This window comes from Streptomyces sp. NPDC041135 (assembly GCF_055592085.1).
This window is the reverse complement of sequence record NZ_JBVIYZ010000003.1, coordinates 196,149-216,159: the sequence shown is the minus strand read 5'-3', so window position 1 is coordinate 216,159 and position 20,011 is coordinate 196,149. Positions and strand designations below refer to the sequence as shown.

Below are 20,011 nucleotides of genomic sequence, written 5' to 3'. Positions count from 1 at the left end.
TCAGCCCTGGGTGATCTGGACGTCCTGCTGCCGGACGGCGTGGAAGGCGGGCAGCGGCAGCCCGCCGACGGGACGCAGCTCCAGCACCGTGGCCTCGACATGCGCGGCGCCCGGCTTCAGGGTCCGCGAGGTGACCATGCCGGAGTTCTGCCAGCGGTGCTCGGCGCCGTCGCAGCGGGCTCCGGTGCCGCCGATGCCGTGCGTGAGGCGGGGGTCGCCCTGGCTGAGCGAGGAGCTGATGAACACGGGGCCCGTGCTGCCGGTGCAGCGGTAGGTGCCGGAGAGGGTGACCGTGCCGTCGGGCGCGAGGCGGACGACCGGGTCGACGGTCACCGACTCGTCCGGGCCGGCGGCCGCGGGGCCGGCGGCGGTGAACAGCAGCGCGGCCCCGGCGAGGGCCGCCGTGAGGGCGGGGCGTACGAGCATGGTGCCTCCCGATCAGGGGTGTGGGGACCTCCACCTGTACCCGCAGGCCGGGCCGGACGGCGTGACGTCACCCCATCGGTGGCGCGTCACCATCGCCCCCACCCTCACCACGTTCACCACGGCCACCGGGCCGTCCGCGAGGTGTCCGTGACGTGTCCGCGTGCTGTCACACTCCGCTGGATCCCGTTCCGAGGAGCGCGCGAGGGGAGCATGGTGGACTCGTGCCGGGCGGCGACCATGCCGTCCCTGCACCCAACACACCGACGTGGAGGTGCGCCATGTGCTCCCACCAGCCCCTGTGCCCCGCGAACGACACCGGCACCGACACCCCGCACTCCCTGGCGGCCCACCCCGAGCAGGGCTGGACCCTGCTGTGCGACGGGGCGATCGTCTTCGACGACACGGGCGAACTCCACCCCGACGGCAGCGTCGTCCCGCCCCGCCGGGGCCCGGCCGAGCGGCTGACCGTCGCCGCCTGACCGGGCGGCGGGACGCCGGCGGCAGGCCCTACGGCAGCACCGCGAACCCGTCCAGCTCCACCATCGCCCGTTCGTCCCACAGCCGTACGACCTCGACGACCGCCATCGCCGGATAGTCACGGCCGGCCAGGTGCCGCCAGACGCGCCCGAGGCGGGGCGCGTCGGCGCGGTAGCCGGCCACGTCCGTGGCGTAGACGGTGACGCGCGCGAGGTCGGCGGGCGTGCCGCCGGCGGCGCGCAGCGCGCCGAGCAGGTTGCCGAGCGCCTTCTCGAACTGCTCGGGGAGCGTGTCGCCCACGATCGTGCCGTCGGTGTCCAGGGCCGTCTGCCCCGCGAGGAAGACCAGGCGGGTGCCGGTCGCGACGACCGCGTGGGAGAAGCCGGAGGGCGGCGACAGCTCGGGCGGGTTGACGCGCTCGGTCGTCACGGAGCCTCCCGGTCCGGGGTGGACGGCGTGGTGCGGGGCGCGTACAGCTCCTTGGCGATGATGCCGCGCTGGACCTCGCTGGCGCCCTCGTAGACGCGGGGGGCGCGCACCTCGCGGTAGAGGTGTTCGAGGAGGTGGCCGCGGCGCAGCGCCCGGGCGCCGTGCAGCTGGACGGCGGTGTCGACGACGTACTGCGCGGTCTCGGTGGCCAGCAGCTTGGCCATGGCGGCGCGCCGGGGCACGTCGGGCGCGCCCGCGTCGTACGCCGTGGCCGCCGCGTACACCATGAGGCGGGCCGCCTCCGTGCGCAGGGCCATCTCGGCGACCTGGTGGGCGACCGTCTGGAGGTCCATCAGCCGGCCGCCGAAGGCCTGGCGGTGGCGGGTGTGGGCGAGCGTGGCGTCCAGCGCGGCCTGGGCCATGCCGACGGCGAAGGCGCCGACGCTGGGCCGGAAGAGGTTCAGGGTGCCCATGGCGACGGCGAAGCCCCGGTCCGGTTCCCCGAGGACGTCGGCGGTGGTGACCGGCACGGCGTCGAAGTCCAGGGCGCCGACGGGGTGCGGGGAGAGCATCTCCAGGGCGCAGCCGCTGAGTCCGGGCCGGTCGGCGGGCACCAGGAAGGCGGTCACGCCGCGGGCGGCGGCGCCGCGCGTGGTGCGGGCGAAGACCGTGTAGAAGTCGGCTTCGGGGGCGTTGGAGATCCAGCACTTCTCCCCGGTGAGGCGCCAGCCGGAGCCGCCGTCCGGTTCGGCGGCGAGGGACAGCGCGGCCGCGTCCGAGCCGGCCCCCGGCTCGCTCAGCGCGAAGGCGGCCACCACGCTGCCGTCGGCCACGCCCGGCAGCCAGCGCTCGCGCTGGGCGCGGCTGCCGTGGCGGTGCACCGGGTGGGCGCCCAGGCCCTGGAGGGCGAGGGCGGTCTCGGCCTCGGTGCAGGCCTGGGCGAGGGACTCCCGCATCAGGCACAGGTCGAGCGCGCCGGAGGTGAACAGGCGGGCGAGCAGCCCGAGTCGGCCGAGTTCGGCGAGGAGCGGGCGGTCGACGCGGCCCGCTTCGCCCTTGTCGGCGAGCGGGCGCAGCCGTTCGGCGGCCAGGGTGCGCAACTCGGCGCACCAGGCGGCCTGTTCCGGTTCGAGCGAGAATGCGGGCACTGCCGGTCCTCCCTGCGGTGCGGGCCGCCGCGGACGTCGCCGCGGCCCCTTGCCGTACCGCCGATCTGGGTCCCGCGATGACGATATCGCGCACCGTTGACTGCCGTCACCAACACGATACGCTCCTGGTGCGAGCCCACCACCACGCCCGTTCCGGCAAGGGGGCGATCCGCCATGAACGTCTCGGCCCACGTCGACACCTTCGCGCGCGACCACCTCCCGCCGCCCGGCCAGTGGCCCGAGCTGCGCTTCGACCTGCCCGAGCTGCGCTACCCCGACCGGCTCAACTGCGCCGCCGAACTCCTCGACCGCGCCGACCCCGGCCGCCCGGTGTTCCGCACCCCGTCCGGTCCCGTGTGGACCTACGGCGAGCTGCGCGCCCGCGTCGACCGCATCGCGCACCTGCTCACCGGTGACCTCGGCGTGGTGCCCGGCAACCGGGTCCTGCTGCGCGGTCCGACCACCCCGTGGCTGGCCGCCTGCTGGCTCGCGGTGCTGAAGGCGGGCGCCGTCGCGGTCACCGTGCTGGCCCAGCAGCGCCCGCGGGAACTGGCCACCATGTGCGAGATCGCCCGGGTGCGGCACGCCCTGTGCGACGTGCGGGCCGTCGACGACCTGGCCGAGGCCGGGGTTCCCGGGCTGCGGATCACCACGTACGGCGGCGGCGCGCCGGACGACCTGCTGCGGCGCCCGGCGCCCGCCGCGCCGTACCGGGCCGTCGACACCGCCTGCGACGACGTGGCGCTGATCGCGTTCACGTCCGGCACGACGGGCCGTCCGAAGGGGTGCATGCACTTCCACCGGGACGTGCTGGCGACGGCGGACACGTTCTCCCGGCACGTGCTCAGGCCCCGCGCCGACGACGTCTTCGCGGGCAGTCCCCCGCTCGGCTTCACCTTCGGCCTCGGCGGTCTCGTGGTCTTCCCGATGCGCGCCGGGGCCAGCGCCCTGCTGCTGGAGCAGTCCGGTCCCCGGCAGCTGCTGCCGGCGATAGCGCGGCACCGGGTCTCCGTCCTGTTCACCGCGCCGACCGCGTACCGGGCGATGCTCGGGGAACTGGACGGCCACGACGTCTCCTCGCTGCGGCGCTGTGTGTCGGCCGGGGAGAACCTGCCCGCCGTCACCTGGCGGTCCTGGCACGAGCGGACCGGGCTGCGGGTGATCAACGGCATAGGCGCCACCGAGCTGCTGCACATCTTCGTCTCCGCCGCCGACGAGGACATCCGCCCCGGCACGACCGGCGTCGCGGTGCCGGGCTGGCAGGCGCGGGTGCAGGACGCGGACGGCGCGCCGGTGCCCGACGGCGAGCCGGGACTGCTCGCGGTGCGCGGCCCGGTCGGCTGCCGCTACCTCGCCGACCCGCGCCAGCGCGACTACGTCCGCGACGGCTGGAACCTGACCGGTGACACCTACGTCCGCGACGCCGACGGCTACTTCCGGTACGTGGCGCGCGCCGACGACATGATCGTCTCGGCCGGGTACAACATCGCCGGGCCCGAGGTGGAGGAGGTGCTGCTGCGCCATCCGGACGTGGTGGAGGCGGCGGTCGTCGGCCGGGCGGACGCGGCGCGGGGGCAGGTGGTCGTCGCCCACACCGTCCTGCGCGGCGGTGCCCGCCCGGACCCCGAGGCGCTGCGCGCGTTCGTCACGGCCGAGCTGGCGCCGTACAAGTGCCCGCGCGAGTTCGTGTTCCTGGACGCCCTGCCGCGCACGGCCACCGGCAAGTTGCAGCGTTTCCGGCTGCGCAGCGGACAGGACCGGCAGTGACGCCGACGACCTAAGATGATCAACGTGTCCGAGCAGCACGCCCCCAGGTCCCTCATCGTCACGTTCTACGGCGCGTACGGCCGCTCCGGGTCCGGCCCCGTACCCGTGGCCGAGCTGATCCGGCTGCTGGCCGCCGTCGGCGTGGACGCGCCGTCCGTGCGCTCCTCGGTGTCCCGGCTCAAACGGCGCGGGCTGCTGCTGCCCGCCCGCACCGCGCAGGGCGCCGCCGGGTACGAACTGTCCGCCGAGGCGCGGCAGTTGCTGGACGACGGCGACCGGCGGATCTACGCCACCGCGCCGCCGGAGGACGAGGGCTGGGTGCTGGCGGTGTTCTCGGTGCCGGAGTCGGAACGGCAGCGGCGGCACGTGCTGCGCTCCCGGCTGTCCGCGCTGGGCTTCGGCACCGCGGCCCCCGGTGTGTGGATCGCCCCGGCCCGGCTGTACGAGGAGGCCCGGCACACCCTGTGCCGGCTGCGGCTGGACCCGTACGTGGACTTCTTCCGCGGGGAACACCTCGGGTTCGCCGCCACCGCCGACGCGGTCGCCCGCTGGTGGGACCTGACCGCGATCGCGAAGGAGCACGAGCGGTTCCTGGACGCCCACGCGCCCGTGCTGCACGCCTGGGAGGGGCGCGCGGACACCCCGCCCGAGGCGGCCTACCGGGACTACCTCCTCGCCCTCGACTCCTGGCGGCACCTCCCCTACACCGACCCGGGGCTGCCCGCCCGCCTGCTGCCCGCCGACTGGCCGGGCGCCCGGTCGGCGCGGGTGTTCCGGGCGCTGCACGAGCGGTTGCGGGACGCGGGGGCGGCGTTCCTCGAGGTCTGAGCCGCACCGGTCGGGGGCGGGCCCCGGGCGCGGGCCGGTCAGCCCGGGGGGCGGTCCCCGAGGGTGAGCCGGGGCCGGGGGGCGTCCGTGCGGCCGGTCGGCGGGCGCCTGCTGCCGGCCCGGTAGGGCTCGGGCCAGACGACGCCCGGGCCCTCGTAACCCTGCTCGGCGGCGGCGTGCAGCGTCCAGTGCGGGTCGTACAGGTGCGGCCGGCCCAGTGCGCACAGGTCCGTCCGCCCGGCCAGGATCAGGGAGTTGACGTCGTCCCAGGAGGAGATCGCGCCGACCGCGATCACCGGTGTCCCGGTCTCGAGCCGGATGCGCTCGGCGAACGGCGTCTGGTACGACCGCCCGTACTCGGGCCGCTCTTCGGCCACCACCTGGCCGGTCGACACGTCGATCGCGTCGGCGCCGTGCGCGGCGAAGGCGCGGGCGATGCCGACGGCCTCCTCGGCGGTGGTACCGCCCTCGGCCCAGTCGGTGGCCGAGATGCGGACCGTCATGGGCCGTTCCTCGGGCCACACCGCGCGTACGGCGTCGAAGACCTCGAGCGGGAACCGCAGCCGCCCGGCCGGTGAGCCGCCGTAGGCGTCGGTGCGCCGGTTGGTCAGCGGGGAGAGGAACCCGGAGAGCAGGTAGCCGTGGGCGCAGTGCAGTTCGAGCAGGTCGAAGCCGGCCCGGGCGGCCCGGCGGGCGGCGGCCGCGAACTGTTCGCGCAGGTCGGTGAGTTGTGAGCGGGTCAGTTCCCGGGGGATCTGGCCGTCCGGCCGGTAGGGCAGCGGGGAGGCGGCCACCAGCGGCCAGTTGCCGTGCGTCAGCGGCTGGTCGATGCCCTCCCACATCAGCCGGGTGGAGCCCTTGCGGCCGCTGTGGCCGAGCTGTACGCCGATGGCGGTGCCGGGCGCCTGGCGGTGCACGAAGTCGGTGATCCGCCGCCACGCCTCGCCCTGTCCGCCGGTGTACAGACCGGTGCAGCCGGGGGTGATCCGGCCCCGCTCGCTCACGCACACCATCTCGGTCATCACCAGCCCCGCCCCGCCGAGGGCACGGGCGCCGAGGTGCACGAGGTGGAAGTCGCCGGGGACGCCGTCGGTGGCGCGGTACATGTCCATCGGGGAGACGACCACCCGGTTGCGCAGGGTGAGGCCGCGCAGCCGGAACGGGGTGAACATCGGGGGTGTGCCGGGCGGGCAGCCGAACTCGCGCTCGACCGACTCGGTGAAGCGTGCGTCGCGGAGCCGGAGGTTGTCGTGCGTCACGCGGCGGCTGCGGGTGAGCAGGTCGAAGGCGAACTGGCGCGGCGGCCGGCCCAGGGCGCGGGGCAGCTCCTCGAACCACTCCAGGCTGGCCCGGGCGGCCCGCTGGGTGGAGGCGACGACGGGCTTGCGCTCCTCCTCGTAGGCGGCGAGCGCCTCGGCGAGGACGGGGTGCCGGTCCAGGCGGGCGGCGAGGGCGAGGGCGTCCTCGACGGCGAGCTTGGTGCCGGAGCCGATGGAGAAGTGGGCGGTGTGGGCGGCGTCGCCGAGCAGCACCAGGTTGCCGTGCGACCAGCGCTCGTTGACCACCGTGCGGAAGGTGGTCCAGGCCGGGGCGTTGCCGCGCAGGGGCCGGCCGCCGAGCGCGTCGGCGAAGATCTTGGCGCAGCGCTCGACGGACTCCCGCGGGTCGGGCGCGTCGAAGCCGGCCGCCCGCCAGACCTCCTCGCGCATCTCGACGATCACGGTGGAGGCGTCGGCGGCGTAGGGGTAGCCGTGCAGTTGCAGCACGCCGTGCTCGGTCTCGGCGACCTCGAAGCGGAAGGCGTCGAAGGCGACGTCGGCGGCGAGCCAGATGTAGCGGCAGCGGTGTGCGCTCACCCGGGGGCGGAACACCTGCGCGTAGGCGGCCCGGGTCGCGCTGTGGACGCCGTCGGCGGCGATGACCAGGTCGTGGCCGCGGGCGAGCGCGGCCGGGTCCGGCGCCGGGGTGCGGAAGCGCAGCTCGACGCCGAGGCCGCGGCAGCGTTCGTGGAGGATCTCCAGGAGCCGCTGCCTGCCGAGGGCGGCGAAGCCGTGGCCGCCGGAGGTGAGGCGGGTGCCGCGGTGCACGATGTCGATGTCGTCCCAGCGGACGAACTCCTGCCGGAGGGCGGCGTACACGACCGGGTCGGCGTGCTCGATGCCGCCCAGGGTCTCGTCGGAGAGGACGACGCCGAACCCGAAGGTGTCGTCGGGGGCGTTGCGCTCCCAGACGGTGACCTCGCGGCCGGGGTCGAGGCGTTTGAGCAGGGCCGCCGCGTAGAGGCCGCCGGGGCCGCCGCCGATGACCGCGACGCGCAGGGGGCGGCCGGCCGCCGGCGTGGGGTGGGGGTGCGCGGGGGCGGTCACCGTCCGCTCCACTCGGGGGGCCGCTTCTCGGTGAAGGCGCGGTGGAACTCGGCGTAGTCCTCGCCGTGCATCAGCAGCGCCTGGGTCGCCGCGTCCAGCTCCACGGCCGCCGCCAGGGGCATGTCGAGTTCGGCGGTGAGCAGCGCCTTGGTCTGGGCGTACGCCAGGGCCGGGCCCTCGGCCAGGCGGCGGGCCAGCGCCTGGGCGGCCTCGTCGGCCCGGCCGTCCCCGGTCACCTCGCTGAGCAGGCCGATCCGCTCCGCCTCGGGCGCCCGGACCGGCTCGCCGAGCATCAGCAGCCGGGTGGCGTGGCCGAGGCCGACGACCCGGGGCAGCAGGTAGGCGGCGCCCATGTCGCCGCCGGACAGCCCGACCCGGGTGAAGAGGAAGGCGAACCGGGCCGAGGGGTCGGCCACCCGGAAGTCCGCCGCGAGCGCCAGCACCGCGCCCGCGCCGGCCGCCACCCCGTGCACGGCGGCGATCACCGGGAACGGGCACTCCCGCACCGCCCGCACGACCTGCCCGGTCATCCGGTTGAAGTCGAGCAGCCGGGCGGTGTCCAGGGCCAGGGTGGCGCCGATGATCTCGTCGACGTCACCGCCCGAGCAGAAGCCGCGGCCCTCCCCGGCCAGCACCAGGGCGCGCACGGACCGCTCCCGGGACAGCTCGGCGAGCAGGTCGCGCAGGTCGGCGTAGGCCTCGAAGGTGAGGGCGTTGAGTTTCTCGGGGCGGGCGAGGGTGACGGTGGCGATCCCGTCGGCGCGGGTGACCCGCAGGTGCTTCCAGTGCGGGGTGGGGGCGGCGGAGCCGGTGAAGGGACTCATGACGTGCGGCCTCCTGCCTAGGCGGCGGTGCCTCAGGTGCGCTGCTCCACGAAGTTATCACTCATTCGTGACTGCCGTCACGACTGCGCGATAGCCCTGTCGGGGGCGCGGCAACGCCCGTCACGTGCGTCACTGCCCGTCACGTGCGTCACCGATCGTCCACGGCGCTGTAACAAGCGGGGGCCGCCGCGGGAGGCGGGGCGCCGCCGTGGGTAGGCCGCCGGTACCAGGGCCGGCCGGGCGGCGGGCCCCGGTCGAAGGCCCGTCCGGTGCCCGTCGAGGGAGCCTGTGGCCGGGCGCCGTACCCTTGCTTCAGTCGACGGCAGGACAGCCTGCTCCATGAACGGACTCGCCTTGTACGAACCCTCCTCCGTGCCCGCCTCCTGGCGCATCGCGCTGCCGCACACCGCCGCGGCGGTGCCCGTGGCCCGTGCCCTGGTCCGGTCGGCGCTGTCGGAACGGGCGCACGCGCCCGACTGCGACACGGCGGAACTGCTCACGGCGGAGCTGGTGGCAAACGCGGTGGAGCACACCGCCGGGGCCGGGCCGATAGAGCTGGTGGTGGAGGTGCGGCCGACCGGCTGCCAGGTCGAGGTGCACGACCCGGACCCGGCGCCGCCCGGCCACCTCACGCGTCCGGTGATCGAGGAGCCCGACCCCTGGCAGGAGGGCGGGCGCGGCCTGCTGCTGATCCGCGCCCTCAGCTCGTCCTGCGGTCACCGCCCCACCGCGTCGGGCAAGGCGGTGTGGTTCAGACTGCCTGCCGTACCGCGGCAGCGGCGTCCGGCGTGACCTCGTCCGCCGGGGCCTCGGCGAGCGTGGAGTGCCGGCGACCGTAGCCGGCGTAGACCAGCAGGCCGACCGCGAGGAACACCGCGAACTGGACCCAGGTCGTCCAGCCCGTCTCGTACATCAGGTACAGGCAGCAGCCGATGCCCAGCAGCGGGACGACCGGGTAGAGCGGCACCCGGAAGCTGCGGGACAGACCCGGCTCGCGCCGGCGCAGGGCGATCACGGCGAGGTTGACGACGGCCATGACCGCGAGCGTGCCGATGGTGCACAGGTTCATCACGGCGTCCAGGGAGGCGAACGCCGCCGGGACCGCGAAGACGACGGCGACGATCAGGGTGCCGGCGACCGGGGTGGAGGTGCGCGGGGAGACCTTCTCGAAGACCCGCGGGATCAGTCCGTCGCGGGACATCGACATCAGGATGCGGGTCTGGCCGTACATCACGGCGAGCACCACGGAGGCGATGGCGACGACCGCGCCGAAGGCGATGACCCCGCCGCCGACCGCCGACCCGGTGACCTCGTTGACGACGTACGACAGCGCTGCGGGCCGGCCGCCGACCTGGTCGCCGCCGATGGCGCCGATCGCGGCGAGCGCCACGGCGCAGTACAGCAGGGTGACCACGCCCATGCAGACGAGGATCGCGACGGGGATGTCGCGCCGCGGGTTCTTCGCCTCCTCGCCGGCGGTGGTGATCGCGTCGAAGCCGATGTAGGAGAAGAACGCGGCCGTGGTGCCCGCGCCGATGCCGCCGAGGCCGGCCGGGGTGAACGGGGTGAGGTTGCCGTCCCGGAAGGCGCTGAAGCCGATGACGCAGAAGGCGAGCAGGATGACGAGCTTGACGGCGGCCATGGCAGCGGTGGCCCGGGCGCTCTCCCGCACCCCGCGCACCAGCAGCACCGACGCCATGGCTATGACGATCACCGCGGGCAGGTTGACCAGGCCGCCGTCCCCGGGCCCGGCCGACAGCGCGGCGGGCAGCTCCAGGCCGGTGAGGCTGTGCAGCAGTTCGTTGACGTACTGGCTCCAGCCGACGGCGACGGCCGAGATGGAGATGCCGTACTCCAGCAGCAGGCACCAGCCGACCAGGAACGCCGTGGACTCGCCCAGGCCCGCGTAGGCGAAGGAGTACGAGGACCCGGAGACCGGGATCGCGCCGCCCAGCTCGGCGAAGGAGAAGGCGGTGAAGACGCAGGTGATCGCGGCGAGGACGAACGAGACGACGACGGCGGGGCCGGCCTGGGCGACGGAGTCGGACAGGCCGACGAAGATGCCGGTGCCGACGATCGCGCCGACGCCGAAGCAGATGAGCTGGAAGAGTCCCATGGTGCGCTTGAGGCCGTGGCCCGCGCGGTCGGCGCCGGATTCGGCGATGAGCGCGCCGGGGGACTTGATGCGGGGAGCGGGCATGCGGGTGGTGCTCGTTTCTGGTGGTGCGGGCGACCGGTCGGTCGCGACAGGGGCCTGGGCTGGGGTGGTGCCGGGCCGCTGAGCAGGATAAGGCCCCTCAGGCCAGGGTGGCCACGAGCAGCGCCTTGATGGTGTGCAGCCGGTTCTCGGCCTCGTCGAAGACGATCGAGTGCGCCGACTCGAAGACCTCGTCGGTGACCTCCAGCGAGGCGAGCCCGTAGGTGTCGTGGATCTCCCGCCCGATCGTGGTGCCGAGGTCGTGGAAGGCGGGCAGGCAGTGCAGGAACCTCACGTCCGGGTTCCCGGTGGCGCGCAGCACGTCCATGGTCACGGCGTACGGCGACAGGGCGGCGATCCGCTCGGCCCACACCTCCTTGGGCTCGCCCATGGAGACCCAGACGTCGGTGGCGACGAAGTCGGCGCCCCGCACGCCCTCGGCGACGTCCGCGGTGAGGGTGATGACGGCGCCGCTGCCCTCGGCCAGCTTGCGGGCGCGGGCCACGACCTCCTCACCCGGCCAGTACTCCTCGGGCGCGACCAGGCGCACGTCCATGCCCAGCAGGGCGCCGGTGATCAGGAAGGAGTTGCCGATGTTGAAGCGGGCGTCGCCCAGGTAGGCGAAGGCGGTGGCGTCGAGGGGCTTGGCGCAGTGCTCCCGCATCGTCAGCACGTCGGCGAGCATCTGGGTGGGGTGCCAGTCGTCGGTCAGGCCGTTGTAGACGGGCACGCCGGCGTGGGCGGCCAGCTCCTCCAGGTGGGCCTGGCTGTCGCCCCGGTACTGGATGGCGTCGTACATCCGGCCGAGGACGCGCGCGGTGTCCTTCACGGACTCCTTGTGGCCCATCTGCGAGCCGGACGCGTCGAGGTAGGTGGTGACGGCGCCCTGGTCGGCGGCGGCGACCTCGAACGCGCAGCGGGTGCGCGTCGAGGTCTTCTGGAAGATCATGGCGATGTTCCGGCCGGTCAGGTACCGCTGCTCGGTCCCGGCCTTCTTGGCGGCCTTCAGTTCGGCGGCCAGCTCGATCAGGCCGAGGAACTCCTCCCGCGTGAGGTCCAGCTCCTTGAGGTAGTGGCGGCCGGCGAGGGCGGTCGGGACTGTCGCCATGGGGGGCGCTCCGGGGTGACGGGGAACAGGGAACGCTGGAAGTCTATACGACCTTCAACATTTCTATACAGGATCGCGTTCGACGGGACAGCTCATGCAGCGCGGTCCGCCCCGCCCCCGGCCCAGTTCGCTGCCCGGGATCTCGATCACCTCGATGCCCTGCTTGCGCAGATGCGTGTTGGTGGTGGAGTTGCGCTCGTAGGCGACGACGACGCCGGGCTCCACGGCGAGGACGTTGCAGCCGTCGTCCCACTGCTCGCGCTCGGCGGCGTGCACGTCCTGGGTCGCGGTCAGCACCCGGATCTCGCTCAGGCCCAGGGCCGCGGCGATCGCCCGGTGCATGTGCTCGGGCGGGTGGTCGGTGACCTTCAGCTCCTTGTCACCGACGCCCGGCTCGATGGTGTACGACCGCAGCATGCCGAGCCCGGCGTACTGCGTGAAGGTGTCGCCGTCGACCATCGTCATCACCGTGTCGAGGTGCATGAACGCCCGCCGCTTGGGCATGTCGAGCGCCACGATCGTGCGGGCGGAACCGGCCTCGAACAGCTCGTACGCCAGCATCTCCACCGCCTGCGGGGTGGTGCGCTCGCTCATCCCGATCAGGACGGCCCCGTTGCCGATCACCAGGACATCGCCGCCCTCGATGGTGGAGGGGAAGTCGGACTGGCCCCGGGACCAGACCCGAAACGTTTCGGCACGGAACAGCGGATGGTGCCGGTAGATCGCCTCGAAGTGCACGGTCTCACGCTGCCGGGCGGGCAGCCGCATGGCGTTGATCGCCACGCCGTCGTAGATCCAGGCCGAGGTGTCCCGGGTGAAGAGGTGGTTGGGCAGCGGGTCGAGCAGGAAGTCGTCCAGGTCCATCACGTGGAAGCGCACCGAGGCGGGCTCGGCGTGGGCGTCCAGGAACTCCCGCTTGGTCATCCCGCCGACCAGTGCCTCGGCCAGCTCGCGGGCCGGCAGCTCGTCGAAGGCCGCCCGCAGGTGATCGGTGGCGAGCGGGCCGTACTCCTTCTCGTCGAAGACCCGGTCCAGCACGAGCGACCGGGCGTCGGGGACCGCCAGTGCCTCGGCGAGCAGGTCACCGAAGAGGTGGACGGTGACCCCGCGGTCGCGCAGCACGTCCGCGAACCCGTCGTGCTCGGCGCGCGCCCGGCGCACCCACAGCACGTCGTCGAAGAGCAGGGCGTCCTTGTTGCTGGGGGTGAGCCTTTTGAGCTCGAGATCCGGCCGGTGCAGGATGACGCGGCGCAGCCGCCCGGCCTCGGAGTCGACGTGGTATGCCATGCCTTCATCCTGACCGGCAGGACCCCCCTTCACCCCCCGCTCGGCGGATTCCGCGCCCCTCCTGTTCTCGTCCCATTGACGAGAATGAGCGGTGCCGCTTATCGTCTTCATGACGAGAAACGAGGAGGGGTCCCATGGCCGACATCACCCGGCGCCTGGGCTGGCGTCACCTGCGCGGCGCTCCGACGGCGCACGTCCGGCACCACCGCTCGGGCCGGCTCGCGCACGACGGCACCGGGCTCAGCTTCTGGTTCCGCCCGCGGTCCGCCGCGCTCTCCGAGGTGCCGGTCGACGACCGCGAGCTGGCCATGACCTTCCACGCCCGCACCTCGGACTTCCAGGACGTGACGGTGCAGGCGACGGTCACCTACCGCGTCGCCGACCCGGCCGCGGCCGCCGCCCGCCTCGACTTCTCCCTCGACCCGGACACCGGGGCGTGGCGGGGCACCCCGCTGGAACAGCTCGGCACCCTGCTCACGGAGACCGCCCAGCAGCACGCGCTGGACGTGCTGGCCCGGACCCCGCTCGCGGCGGCGCTGGCCGACGGGGTGCCACTGGTGCGCGAACGGGTCGCGGCGGGCCTCGGCACCGAGCCCCGGCTGCCGGCCACCGGCATCGAGGTGGTGGCGGTGCGGGTGCTGGCGCTGCGGCCGGAGCCCGAGGTGGAGCGGGCGCTGCGCACCCCGGCCCGCGAGCTGATCCAGCAGGAGGCCGACCGGGCGACGTACGAGCGGCGGGCGGTGGCGGTGGAGCGGGAGCGGACCATCGCCGAGAACGAGCTCGACAGCCGGATCGAACTGGCCCGCCGTGAGGAGCAGCTGGTCGACCAGCGCGGCACCAACGAGCGCCGGGAGGCCGAGGAGCACGCGGCGGCCGACGCCGTACGGGCCGGGGCGGAGGCGGCGCGGTCGGTCAGGCTCGCCCAGGCGGAGGCGGCGGCGGTGCGCGAGGTGGGCGAGGCCCGGGCCCAGGCACAGGCCGCCTGGCTGCGGGTGCACGCGGAGGCCGGCGTGGACGGCGTGGCCACCCTGCACGCCCTCACCGGGACCCGGCTGGCCGAGAACCTGCCCCGGATCGACAGCGTGACCGTGTCGCCGGACGTCCTGACCGGGCTGCTGGCGCGGCTGGGGGCGGGGGAACCGGCGTGAGTCTCGCACCGCGCGCCGTGCTGGTGCACCGCACCACGGAGTACGAGGAGCTGGTGGCCCGGCACGGCACACACGGCCAGGCCGCCTTCTTCCTCGCCTCCCGGGGCCGGGACATCGGCGAGATCGCCGACCGGCACCACCGCGCCCGGCGGGCCCTGGCCGAGGTGCTCGCGGCCGTCCCGCCCGACTGGCGGCGCACCCGGGTGGAGCGGGCCGACCTGGACCGGTTCCTGTTCGCCCCGGAGGACGTCGTCGTGGTGGTCGGCCAGGACGGGCTGGTGGCCAACGCCGCCAAGTACCTGACCGGCCAGCCGGTGGTGGGCATCGACGCCGACCCCGGCCGCAACCCCGGCGTCCTGGTGCGCCACCGCCCCGGGCAGGCGGCCGCGCTGCTGGCCGCCGCGACCGCCCGGGGCACCGCCGCCGAGGAGCTGACCATGGTGGAGGCCGTGGCCGACGACACCCAGCGGCTGGTGGCCCTCAACGAGATCTACCTCGGCACACCCGGCCACCAGACCGCCCGCTACCGCCTGGGTCTCGACGGCGACAGCGGTGCCGTCGAGACCCAGGCCTCGTCCGGGGTACTGGTGGGCACCGGGACGGGGGCCGGCGGGTGGCTGCGGTCGGTGTGGCGGGAGCGGGGCGGCCCGCTCGCGCTGCCCTCCCCCACCGAGGACCGGCTCGTGTGGTTCGTCCGGGAGGCCTGGCCGTCACCGGCGACCGGGACGTCCCTGGTGGCCGGCGACCTCCCGGCCGCCGCGGCGCTGACGCTCACCGTGGAGTGCGACCGTCTCGTCGCCTTCGGCGACGGCATCGAGACGGACGCGCTCCAGCTCACCTGGGGCCAGACCGTCCGGGTCGGGGTGGGCGAGCGGCGCCTGCGGCTGGTCGGCTGACGCCGGCCCGCTCACAGGCGCGGGTCCACCGGCTCCGACTCCAGCGCCAGCACCCCGAACACCGCCTCGTGCACCCGCCACAGCGGCTCCCCCTCCGCCAGCCGGTCCAGCGCCTCCAGACCGAGGGCGTACTCGCGGATCGCCAGCGACCGCTTGTGGTTGAGGAACCGCTGCCGCAGCCGCTCCAGGTTGCCCGGACGCGTGTACTCGGGACCGTAGACGATCCGCAGGTACTCGCGGCCCCGGCACTTGACGCCCGGCTGCACCAGCCGGCCCTGCTCCCCGCGCACCAGCGCGCCGACCGGCTTGACGACCATGCCCTCGCCGCCCCGGCCGGTCATCTCCAGCCACCAGTCGACGCCGGCCCGCACCGACTCCGGGTCGCCGGTGTCGACGTACAGCCGCCGGGTGGTGCGCAGCAGGCCGGTGGTGTCGTGCCCGACGAGCCGGTCGATCAGGGCGAGCTGCTCGTCGTGCGGTACGGCGGCCAGGCTGCGCCCGGGCGCGGCCAGGATCTGGAACGGGGCGAGCCGCACCCCGTCCAGGCCGTCGGTGGGCCAGCAGTAGCGGCGGTAGGCGTCGGTGAACGCGGCCGCGTCGGCGGCCCGTTCGCGCTGCCGGTCCAGGAGCGCGCCCACGTCGACCCCGCGCCCGGCGGCCCCCTCCAGGGCGGCCAGCGCCCCCGGGAACACCGCCGCCGAGGCGGCGCCCACGGCCGCGTACTGGCTGCGCAGCAGGCCGGCGGCCTTCAGCGACCAGGGCATCAGCTCCGCGTCCAGCAGCAGCCAGTCGCCGCCGCCCGGGGACCGGTCCGCCGAGGCGAGTTCGTCCCACAGCCCGGCCGCTTCGACCGCCGCGCGCACCCGCCCGAGGATCTCCTCGGTAACCGCCGGGTCGTCGAAGAACGGCCGTCCGGTGCGGGTGTACAGCGCCCCCGTCGGGCCGTCCACCCCGAACCGGGCCCGGGCCGCCGCGGCGTCGCGGCACACCAGGAGCACGGCCCGCGAGCCCATGTGCTTCTCCTGGCACACGACCCGGGCGACCCCGTCCTCGGCGTACTGCACGAACGCCTCCAGCGGGTGCTCCAGGTAGCCCTCGACGCGGGAGGTCGGCGTCGGCGCCATGGTCGGCGGCAGGTACGGCAGCAGGCGCGGGTCCACCGCGAACCGGCTCATCACCTCCAGGGCCGCCGCCGCGTTCTCCTCCCGCACCGACACCCGGCCCGCGTGCCGGGTCTCGACGGCCCGGCGGCCGTGCACGTCGCCCAGGTCCAGCGGCCGCCCGTCGTGCCCGCCGGGCGCCTCGGTACGCAGCGGCCTGGCCGGTTCGTACCAGACCCGCTGCGCCGGTACGTCGACCAGCTGCCGCTCCGGCCAGCGCAGCGCGGTGAGCTTGCCGCCGAAGACCGCGCCGGTGTCCAGGCAGATGGTGTTGTTCAGCCAGGTCGCCTCCGGGACCGGGGTGTGCCCGTAGACCACGGCGGCCCGGCCGCGGTAGTCCTCCGCCCACGGGTAGCGCACCGGCAGCCCGAACTCGTCGGTCTCCCCGGTGGTCTCGCCGTACAGGGCGTGCGAGCGCACCCGGCCCGACGTGCGGCCGTGGTACTTCTCCGGCAGACCGGCGTGGCAGACCACGAGCCGGCCGCCGTCGAGGACGTAGTGGCTGACCAGCCCCTGGAGGAACGCGCCGACCTCGGCCTTGAACCCCTCGCTCTCGCCCTCCATCTGCGCGATCGTCTCGGCGAGTCCGTGCGTGTGCCGCACGGCGCGGCCCTTGAGGTAGCGGCCGTACTTGTTCTCGTGGTTGCCGGGCACGCACAGCGCGTTGCCCGAGCCGGTCATGGACATCACCCGGCGCAGCACGCCCGGGGTGTCGGGGCCGCGGTCGACCAGGTCGCCGACGAACACGGCGGTACGGCCCTCGGGGTGGACGCCGTCGGCGTAACCCAGCTTCGCCAGCAGCGCCTCCAGCTCGGCCGAGCAGCCGTGGATGTCGCCGATGATGTCGAACGGGCCGGTGAGGTGGGTCAGGTCGTTGAACCGCTTCTCGGTGACGACCGAGGCCCGCTCGACCTCCTCGGCGCCGCGCAGCACGTGCACCTTGCGGAAGCCCTCGCGCTCCAGCTGCCGCAGCGAGCGGCGCAGTTCCCGGATGTGCCGCTGGACGACCCGGCGGGGCAGGTCGGCGCGGTCGGGGCGGGCCGCGTTGCGCTCGGCGCACACCTGCTCGGGCACGTCGAGCACGATGGCTATGGGCAGCACGTCGTGCGCCCTGGCCAGCTCGATCAGCCGGCGCCTGCTGTCCTGCTGCACGCTGGTGGCGTCCACGACCGTGCGGCGGCCGGCGGCCAGCCGCTTGCCGGCGATGTAGTGCAGCACGTCGAAGGCGTCCCGGCTGGCACCCTGGTCGTTCTCGTCGTCGCTGACCAGGCCGCGGCAGAAGTCCGAGGAGATCACCTCGGTCGGCTTGAAGTGCCGCCGGGCGAAGGTGGACTTGCCGGAGCCGGAGGCGCCGATGAGGACGACCAGGGAGAGGTCGGTGACGGGCAGGACCCGCCCCTGTGCCCGCGCCTGCGACTGCGTCGGTGTGCCGGTCATGCCGTCCTCGCCTCCTGTCCGCTCGTGGCCGTGCTGTCGTCGCCGAGGCCGAACACGGCCATCTGGGTGGGCGGTCCGACCTCCGGGTCGTCGGGTCCGACGGGTGCGAACCGCACGCGGTACCCGTGCCGTGCGGCCACCGCCCGCGCCCAGTCGCGGAACTCCTCGCGGGTCCACTCGAAGCGGTGGTCGCCGTGCCGGACGTGCCCGGCGGGCAGCGACTCCCAGCGGACGTTGTACTCGGCGTTCGGGGTGGTCACCAGGACCGTGGCCGGGCGCGCGTGCCCCAACACCGCGTACTCAAGGGCGGGCAGCCGGGGCAGGTCGAGGTGTTCGATCACCTCGCTGAGCACGGCGGCGTCGTAGCCCTTGAGCCGCTTGTCGGTGTAGGTCAGCGAACTCTGCAGGAGCCGGACGCGGGACGCCTGCCGCTCCCCCATGCGGTCCAGCTTCAGGCGCCGGGCGGCGATGGTGAGCGCGCGCACGGAGACGTCGACGCCGACGATCTCGGTGTGGCGCGGGTCCGCCAGCAACTCCCGCAGCAGCTGGCCCTGTCCGCAGCCGAGGTCGAGCACCCGGGCGGCGCCGGCGTCGCGGAGCGCGGCGACGATCGCCTCCCGGCGGAGCACGGCGAGCGGGGTCGGCTTCTCCTCCGCCTCCGTGTCCTCCGCGACGGCGTTGTCGAGGTCAGCGGCCTCGCTGTCGTCGGCCTCGGCCAGCCGCACCAGCTCCAGCCGCCGGCCGGCCTCCCGGGTCAGCGACCAGCGCCGGGACAGGTAGCGGCTGGTGATCAGGTGCTGCTCCGGGTGGCCGGGCAGCCAGCCCTCGCCGGCCCGCAGCAGCTTGTCGACCTCGTCCGGGGAGACCCAGTAGTGCTTGGCGTCGTCCAGGACCGGCAGCAGCACGTACAGGTGGCGCAGCGCCTCGGCGAGCGTGAGCGTGTCGCTGTCCAGGACCAGGCGCACGTACCGCGAGTCGCCCCACTGCGGGAACGCGGCGTCCAGCGCCACCGGTTCGGCCTCGACGGCCCAGCCGAGGGGCTCGAACAGGCGCCGGACCAGTGCCGGACCGCCGCGGGCGGGCAGTGCGGGCACCTCGACGCGCAGCGGCAGCGGCTCGGCGGCGCGTTCGGGGCGGGCGGTGCACACGCCGCGCATCGCGCTGGAGAAGACGGCGCTCAGCGCGACGGCGAGCAGCGAGGACGCGGCGTACGGCCGGTCGTTGACGTACTGCGCCAGCGCCGCGTCGGCGGCGCCGCCGCGGCCCTTGCCCTTCCCCCGCCGGACCAGCGCGACCGCGTCCACCTCCAGCAGCAGCGCCGCCGTGCAGCGCTCGGCGCCGGCCTCGGGGTAGAGGACGTGCGCGGTGCCGTGGGAGGTGGAGAACGCCTGGGCCTTCTCGGGGTGCTTGTGCAGCAGGAAGCCGAGATCGGTGGCCGGGCGGTCGGGTGTGCCGGTCGTGGTGATGGTCAGGAACATGCCCCGAGTCTCCCGGCCCGCCCCCGCCCTGACCACCGGTTTTTCTCACCGGTGTGCTCGGGCGCGGGGGCCGGGGACCGGGGTGCGTCAGGTCAGCTGCGTCTGGACCTGGGAGGAGATCAGCTCCAGGTGGTCGAGGTCGTCCAGGTCGAGGAGCTGGAGGTAGACGCGCCGGGAGCCGGCCTCGGCGTACCGGCCGATCCTGTCGACGACCTCGGCCGGGGACCCGGCCAGCCCGTTGGCCTTCAGCTCCGCCACCTCGCGGCCGATCGCGGCGGCGCGGCGGGCGACCTCCTGGTCGTCCCGGCCGACGCAGACGACGAGGGCGTTGGAGTAGATCAGCTCGTCCGGCTTGCGGCCGGCCGCCTCGGCGGCGGCCCGCACCCGGCCGAACTGCCGCTCGCTGTCCTCGACGGAGGCGAACGGGACGTTGAACTCGTCGGCGTACCGGGCGGCGAGCCGCGGGGTGCGGGTGGCGCCGAGGCCGCCGATGAGCACCGGGATCTTCGCCTGGGCGGGCTTGGGCAGCGCCGGCGAGCCGGTGAGGTCGTAGTGGGTGCCGTGGAAGTCGAACGTCCGGCCCGCCTCGGTGGCCCACAGGCCCGTGACGATGGCCAGCTGCTCCTCCAGCCGGGCGAACTTCTCCTTGGGGAACGGGATGCCGTACGCCCGGTGCTCCTCCTCGAACCAGCCCGCGCCCAGGCCGAGTTCGACGCGGCCGCCGGACATCTGGTCCACCTGGGCGACCTGGATGGCGAGCACGCCGGGCAGGCGGAAGGTGCCGGCCGTCATGAGGGTGCCGAGGCGGATGCGGCGGGTCTCGCGGGCCAGCCCGGCCAGCGTGATCCAGGCGTCCGTGGGGCCGGGGAGCCCGTCGCCGTCACCCATGCGCAGATAGTGGTCCGAGCGGAAGAAGGCGTCGAAGCCGAGGTCCTCGGTGGCCTTGGCCACGGCGAGCAGGGTGTCGTACGTGGCCCCCTGCTGGGGCTCGGTGAAGATGCGAAGGTCCATGGGTCCATCCTGCCTGCCCGTGCG

At 74.5% G+C, this 20,011-nt stretch carries 17 protein-coding genes; 6 read left to right on the top strand and 11 right to left on the bottom strand.

From position 1 onward, the window contains the following. Nucleotides 1-426 (bottom strand): DUF6299 family protein, encoded by a 426-nt coding sequence (locus ACZ6CZ_RS09245; protein ID WP_469017019.1) that lies wholly within the window; start codon nt 424-426, stop codon nt 1-3. Between the two features lie 278 nt (nt 427-704). On the opposite strand from ACZ6CZ_RS09245, the gene ACZ6CZ_RS09240 reads away from it, so the two are divergent. After that, on the top strand, nt 705-905 hold the full coding sequence (locus tag ACZ6CZ_RS09240; RefSeq protein WP_469017017.1) for a DUF5999 family protein: 201 nt from the start codon (nt 705-707) through the stop codon (nt 903-905). Nucleotides 906-933: 28 nt separating this feature from the next. On the opposite strand, the gene ACZ6CZ_RS09235 is transcribed toward ACZ6CZ_RS09240, so the two are convergent. Together ACZ6CZ_RS09235 and ACZ6CZ_RS09230 are read right to left on the bottom strand one after the other, a co-directional pair. Next, a complete protein-coding gene (locus ACZ6CZ_RS09235) occupies nt 934-1,332 on the bottom strand; it encodes a RidA family protein (protein WP_469017015.1) in 399 nt (132 codons plus the stop codon). After that, the gene (locus ACZ6CZ_RS09230) at nt 1,329-2,480 is read right to left on the bottom strand and encodes an acyl-CoA dehydrogenase family protein (RefSeq protein ID WP_469017013.1); all 1,152 of its coding nucleotides are present in this window, start codon (nt 2,478-2,480) and stop codon (nt 1,329-1,331) included. The genes ACZ6CZ_RS09235 and ACZ6CZ_RS09230 overlap by 4 nt, the downstream gene beginning before the upstream one ends. 174 nt (nt 2,481-2,654) lie before the next feature. Here ACZ6CZ_RS09230 and ACZ6CZ_RS09225 point away from each other — a divergent pair, with 174 nt between their 5' ends. Together ACZ6CZ_RS09225 and ACZ6CZ_RS09220 are read left to right on the top strand one after the other, a co-directional pair. Continuing rightward, the gene (locus ACZ6CZ_RS09225) at nt 2,655-4,247 is read left to right on the top strand and encodes an AMP-binding protein (RefSeq protein ID WP_469017011.1); all 1,593 of its coding nucleotides are present in this window, start codon (nt 2,655-2,657) and stop codon (nt 4,245-4,247) included. A gap of 15 nt (nt 4,248-4,262) precedes the next feature. After that, on the top strand, nt 4,263-5,075 hold the full coding sequence (locus tag ACZ6CZ_RS09220) for a PaaX family transcriptional regulator (RefSeq protein WP_469017010.1): 813 nt from the start codon (nt 4,263-4,265) through the stop codon (nt 5,073-5,075). A 38-nt stretch (nt 5,076-5,113) separates the two neighbouring features. On the opposite strand, the gene ACZ6CZ_RS09215 is transcribed toward ACZ6CZ_RS09220, so the two are convergent. Both ACZ6CZ_RS09215 and ACZ6CZ_RS09210 read right to left on the bottom strand, forming a co-directional pair. Then, nucleotides 5,114-7,441 (bottom strand): bifunctional salicylyl-CoA 5-hydroxylase/oxidoreductase, encoded by a 2,328-nt coding sequence (locus ACZ6CZ_RS09215; protein ID WP_469017009.1) that lies wholly within the window; start codon nt 7,439-7,441, stop codon nt 5,114-5,116. Continuing rightward, nucleotides 7,438-8,265 carry an enoyl-CoA hydratase family protein gene (locus ACZ6CZ_RS09210; protein WP_469017006.1) on the bottom strand — a complete coding sequence of 276 codons (828 nt, stop codon included), beginning with the start codon at nt 8,263-8,265 and terminating at the stop codon, nt 7,438-7,440. The genes ACZ6CZ_RS09215 and ACZ6CZ_RS09210 overlap by 4 nt, the downstream gene beginning before the upstream one ends. A gap of 339 nt (nt 8,266-8,604) precedes the next feature. Here ACZ6CZ_RS09210 and ACZ6CZ_RS09205 point away from each other — a divergent pair, with 339 nt between their 5' ends. After that, the gene (locus tag ACZ6CZ_RS09205) at nt 8,605-9,057 is read left to right on the top strand and encodes an ATP-binding protein (protein WP_469017003.1); all 453 of its coding nucleotides are present in this window, start codon (nt 8,605-8,607) and stop codon (nt 9,055-9,057) included. Here ACZ6CZ_RS09205 and ACZ6CZ_RS09200 read toward each other — a convergent pair. The 3 genes from ACZ6CZ_RS09200 to ACZ6CZ_RS09190 form a co-directional block, all read right to left on the bottom strand. After that, nucleotides 9,017-10,465 carry an amino acid permease gene (locus ACZ6CZ_RS09200; protein ID WP_469017000.1) on the bottom strand — a complete coding sequence of 483 codons (1,449 nt, stop codon included), beginning with the start codon at nt 10,463-10,465 and terminating at the stop codon, nt 9,017-9,019. The genes ACZ6CZ_RS09205 and ACZ6CZ_RS09200 overlap by 41 nt on opposite strands. A 97-nt stretch (nt 10,466-10,562) precedes the next feature. Beyond that, complete coding sequence (gene argF / locus ACZ6CZ_RS09195; RefSeq protein WP_469016998.1) at nt 10,563-11,570, bottom strand: ornithine carbamoyltransferase; 1,008 nt, start codon at nt 11,568-11,570, stop codon at nt 10,563-10,565. Nucleotides 11,571-11,633: 63 nt separating this feature from the next. Further along, nucleotides 11,634-12,857 carry an arginine deiminase gene (locus ACZ6CZ_RS09190; RefSeq protein ID WP_469016992.1) on the bottom strand — a complete coding sequence of 408 codons (1,224 nt, stop codon included), beginning with the start codon at nt 12,855-12,857 and terminating at the stop codon, nt 11,634-11,636. 134 nt (nt 12,858-12,991) lie between these two features. Here ACZ6CZ_RS09190 and ACZ6CZ_RS09185 point away from each other — a divergent pair, with 134 nt between their 5' ends. Together ACZ6CZ_RS09185 and ACZ6CZ_RS09180 are read left to right on the top strand one after the other, a co-directional pair. Then, nucleotides 12,992-14,005, top strand: a complete 1,014-nt coding sequence (locus ACZ6CZ_RS09185; protein WP_469016989.1) for an SPFH domain-containing protein — start codon at nt 12,992-12,994, stop codon at nt 14,003-14,005. Beyond that, complete coding sequence (locus ACZ6CZ_RS09180) at nt 14,002-14,901, top strand: hypothetical protein (RefSeq protein WP_469016986.1); 900 nt, start codon at nt 14,002-14,004, stop codon at nt 14,899-14,901. The genes ACZ6CZ_RS09185 and ACZ6CZ_RS09180 overlap by 4 nt, the downstream gene beginning before the upstream one ends. Before the next feature lie 11 nt (nt 14,902-14,912). Here the strand turns inward: ACZ6CZ_RS09180 and ACZ6CZ_RS09175 are convergent, their stop codons facing one another. From ACZ6CZ_RS09175 to ACZ6CZ_RS09165, 3 genes are all read right to left on the bottom strand, one after another. Next, entirely contained in the window at nt 14,913-17,498 is a 2,586-nt protein-coding gene (locus tag ACZ6CZ_RS09175; protein WP_469016984.1) for a polynucleotide kinase-phosphatase, read from the bottom strand. Continuing rightward, nucleotides 17,495-18,976 (bottom strand): 3' terminal RNA ribose 2'-O-methyltransferase Hen1, encoded by a 1,482-nt coding sequence (locus ACZ6CZ_RS09170; protein ID WP_469016981.1) that lies wholly within the window; start codon nt 18,974-18,976, stop codon nt 17,495-17,497. The genes ACZ6CZ_RS09175 and ACZ6CZ_RS09170 overlap by 4 nt, the downstream gene beginning before the upstream one ends. A gap of 87 nt (nt 18,977-19,063) precedes the next feature. After that, entirely contained in the window at nt 19,064-19,987 is a 924-nt protein-coding gene (locus ACZ6CZ_RS09165; RefSeq protein WP_469016978.1) for an LLM class F420-dependent oxidoreductase, read from the bottom strand. Between the last annotated feature and the right edge of the window lie 24 nt (nt 19,988-20,011).

What these genes read in the sequence shown, in the direction of transcription:
- ACZ6CZ_RS09165 (WP_469016978.1), bottom strand. Translation starts at nt 19,987, where the DNA reads ATGGACCTTCGCATCTTCACCGAGCCCCAGCAGGGGGCCACGTACGAC.
- ACZ6CZ_RS09240 (WP_469017017.1), top strand. Translation starts at nt 705, where the DNA reads ATGTGCTCCCACCAGCCCCTGTGCCCCGCGAACGACACCGGCACCGAC.
- ACZ6CZ_RS09225 (WP_469017011.1), top strand. Translation starts at nt 2,655, where the DNA reads ATGAACGTCTCGGCCCACGTCGACACCTTCGCGCGCGACCACCTCCCG.
- ACZ6CZ_RS09220 (WP_469017010.1), top strand. Translation starts at nt 4,263, where the DNA reads ATGATCAACGTGTCCGAGCAGCACGCCCCCAGGTCCCTCATCGTCACG.
- ACZ6CZ_RS09210 (WP_469017006.1), bottom strand. Translation starts at nt 8,265, where the DNA reads ATGAGTCCCTTCACCGGCTCCGCCGCCCCCACCCCGCACTGGAAGCAC.
- ACZ6CZ_RS09245 (WP_469017019.1), bottom strand. Translation starts at nt 426, where the DNA reads ATGCTCGTACGCCCCGCCCTCACGGCGGCCCTCGCCGGGGCCGCGCTG.
- ACZ6CZ_RS09190 (WP_469016992.1), bottom strand. Translation starts at nt 12,857, where the DNA reads ATGGCATACCACGTCGACTCCGAGGCCGGGCGGCTGCGCCGCGTCATC.
- ACZ6CZ_RS09205 (WP_469017003.1), top strand. Translation starts at nt 8,605, where the DNA reads ATGAACGGACTCGCCTTGTACGAACCCTCCTCCGTGCCCGCCTCCTGG.
- ACZ6CZ_RS09200 (WP_469017000.1), bottom strand. Translation starts at nt 10,465, where the DNA reads ATGCCCGCTCCCCGCATCAAGTCCCCCGGCGCGCTCATCGCCGAATCC.
- argF (WP_469016998.1), bottom strand. Translation starts at nt 11,570, where the DNA reads ATGGCGACAGTCCCGACCGCCCTCGCCGGCCGCCACTACCTCAAGGAG.
- ACZ6CZ_RS09170 (WP_469016981.1), bottom strand. Translation starts at nt 18,976, where the DNA reads ATGTTCCTGACCATCACCACGACCGGCACACCCGACCGCCCGGCCACC.
- ACZ6CZ_RS09185 (WP_469016989.1), top strand. Translation starts at nt 12,992, where the DNA reads ATGGCCGACATCACCCGGCGCCTGGGCTGGCGTCACCTGCGCGGCGCT.
- ACZ6CZ_RS09175 (WP_469016984.1), bottom strand. Translation starts at nt 17,498, where the DNA reads ATGACCGGCACACCGACGCAGTCGCAGGCGCGGGCACAGGGGCGGGTC.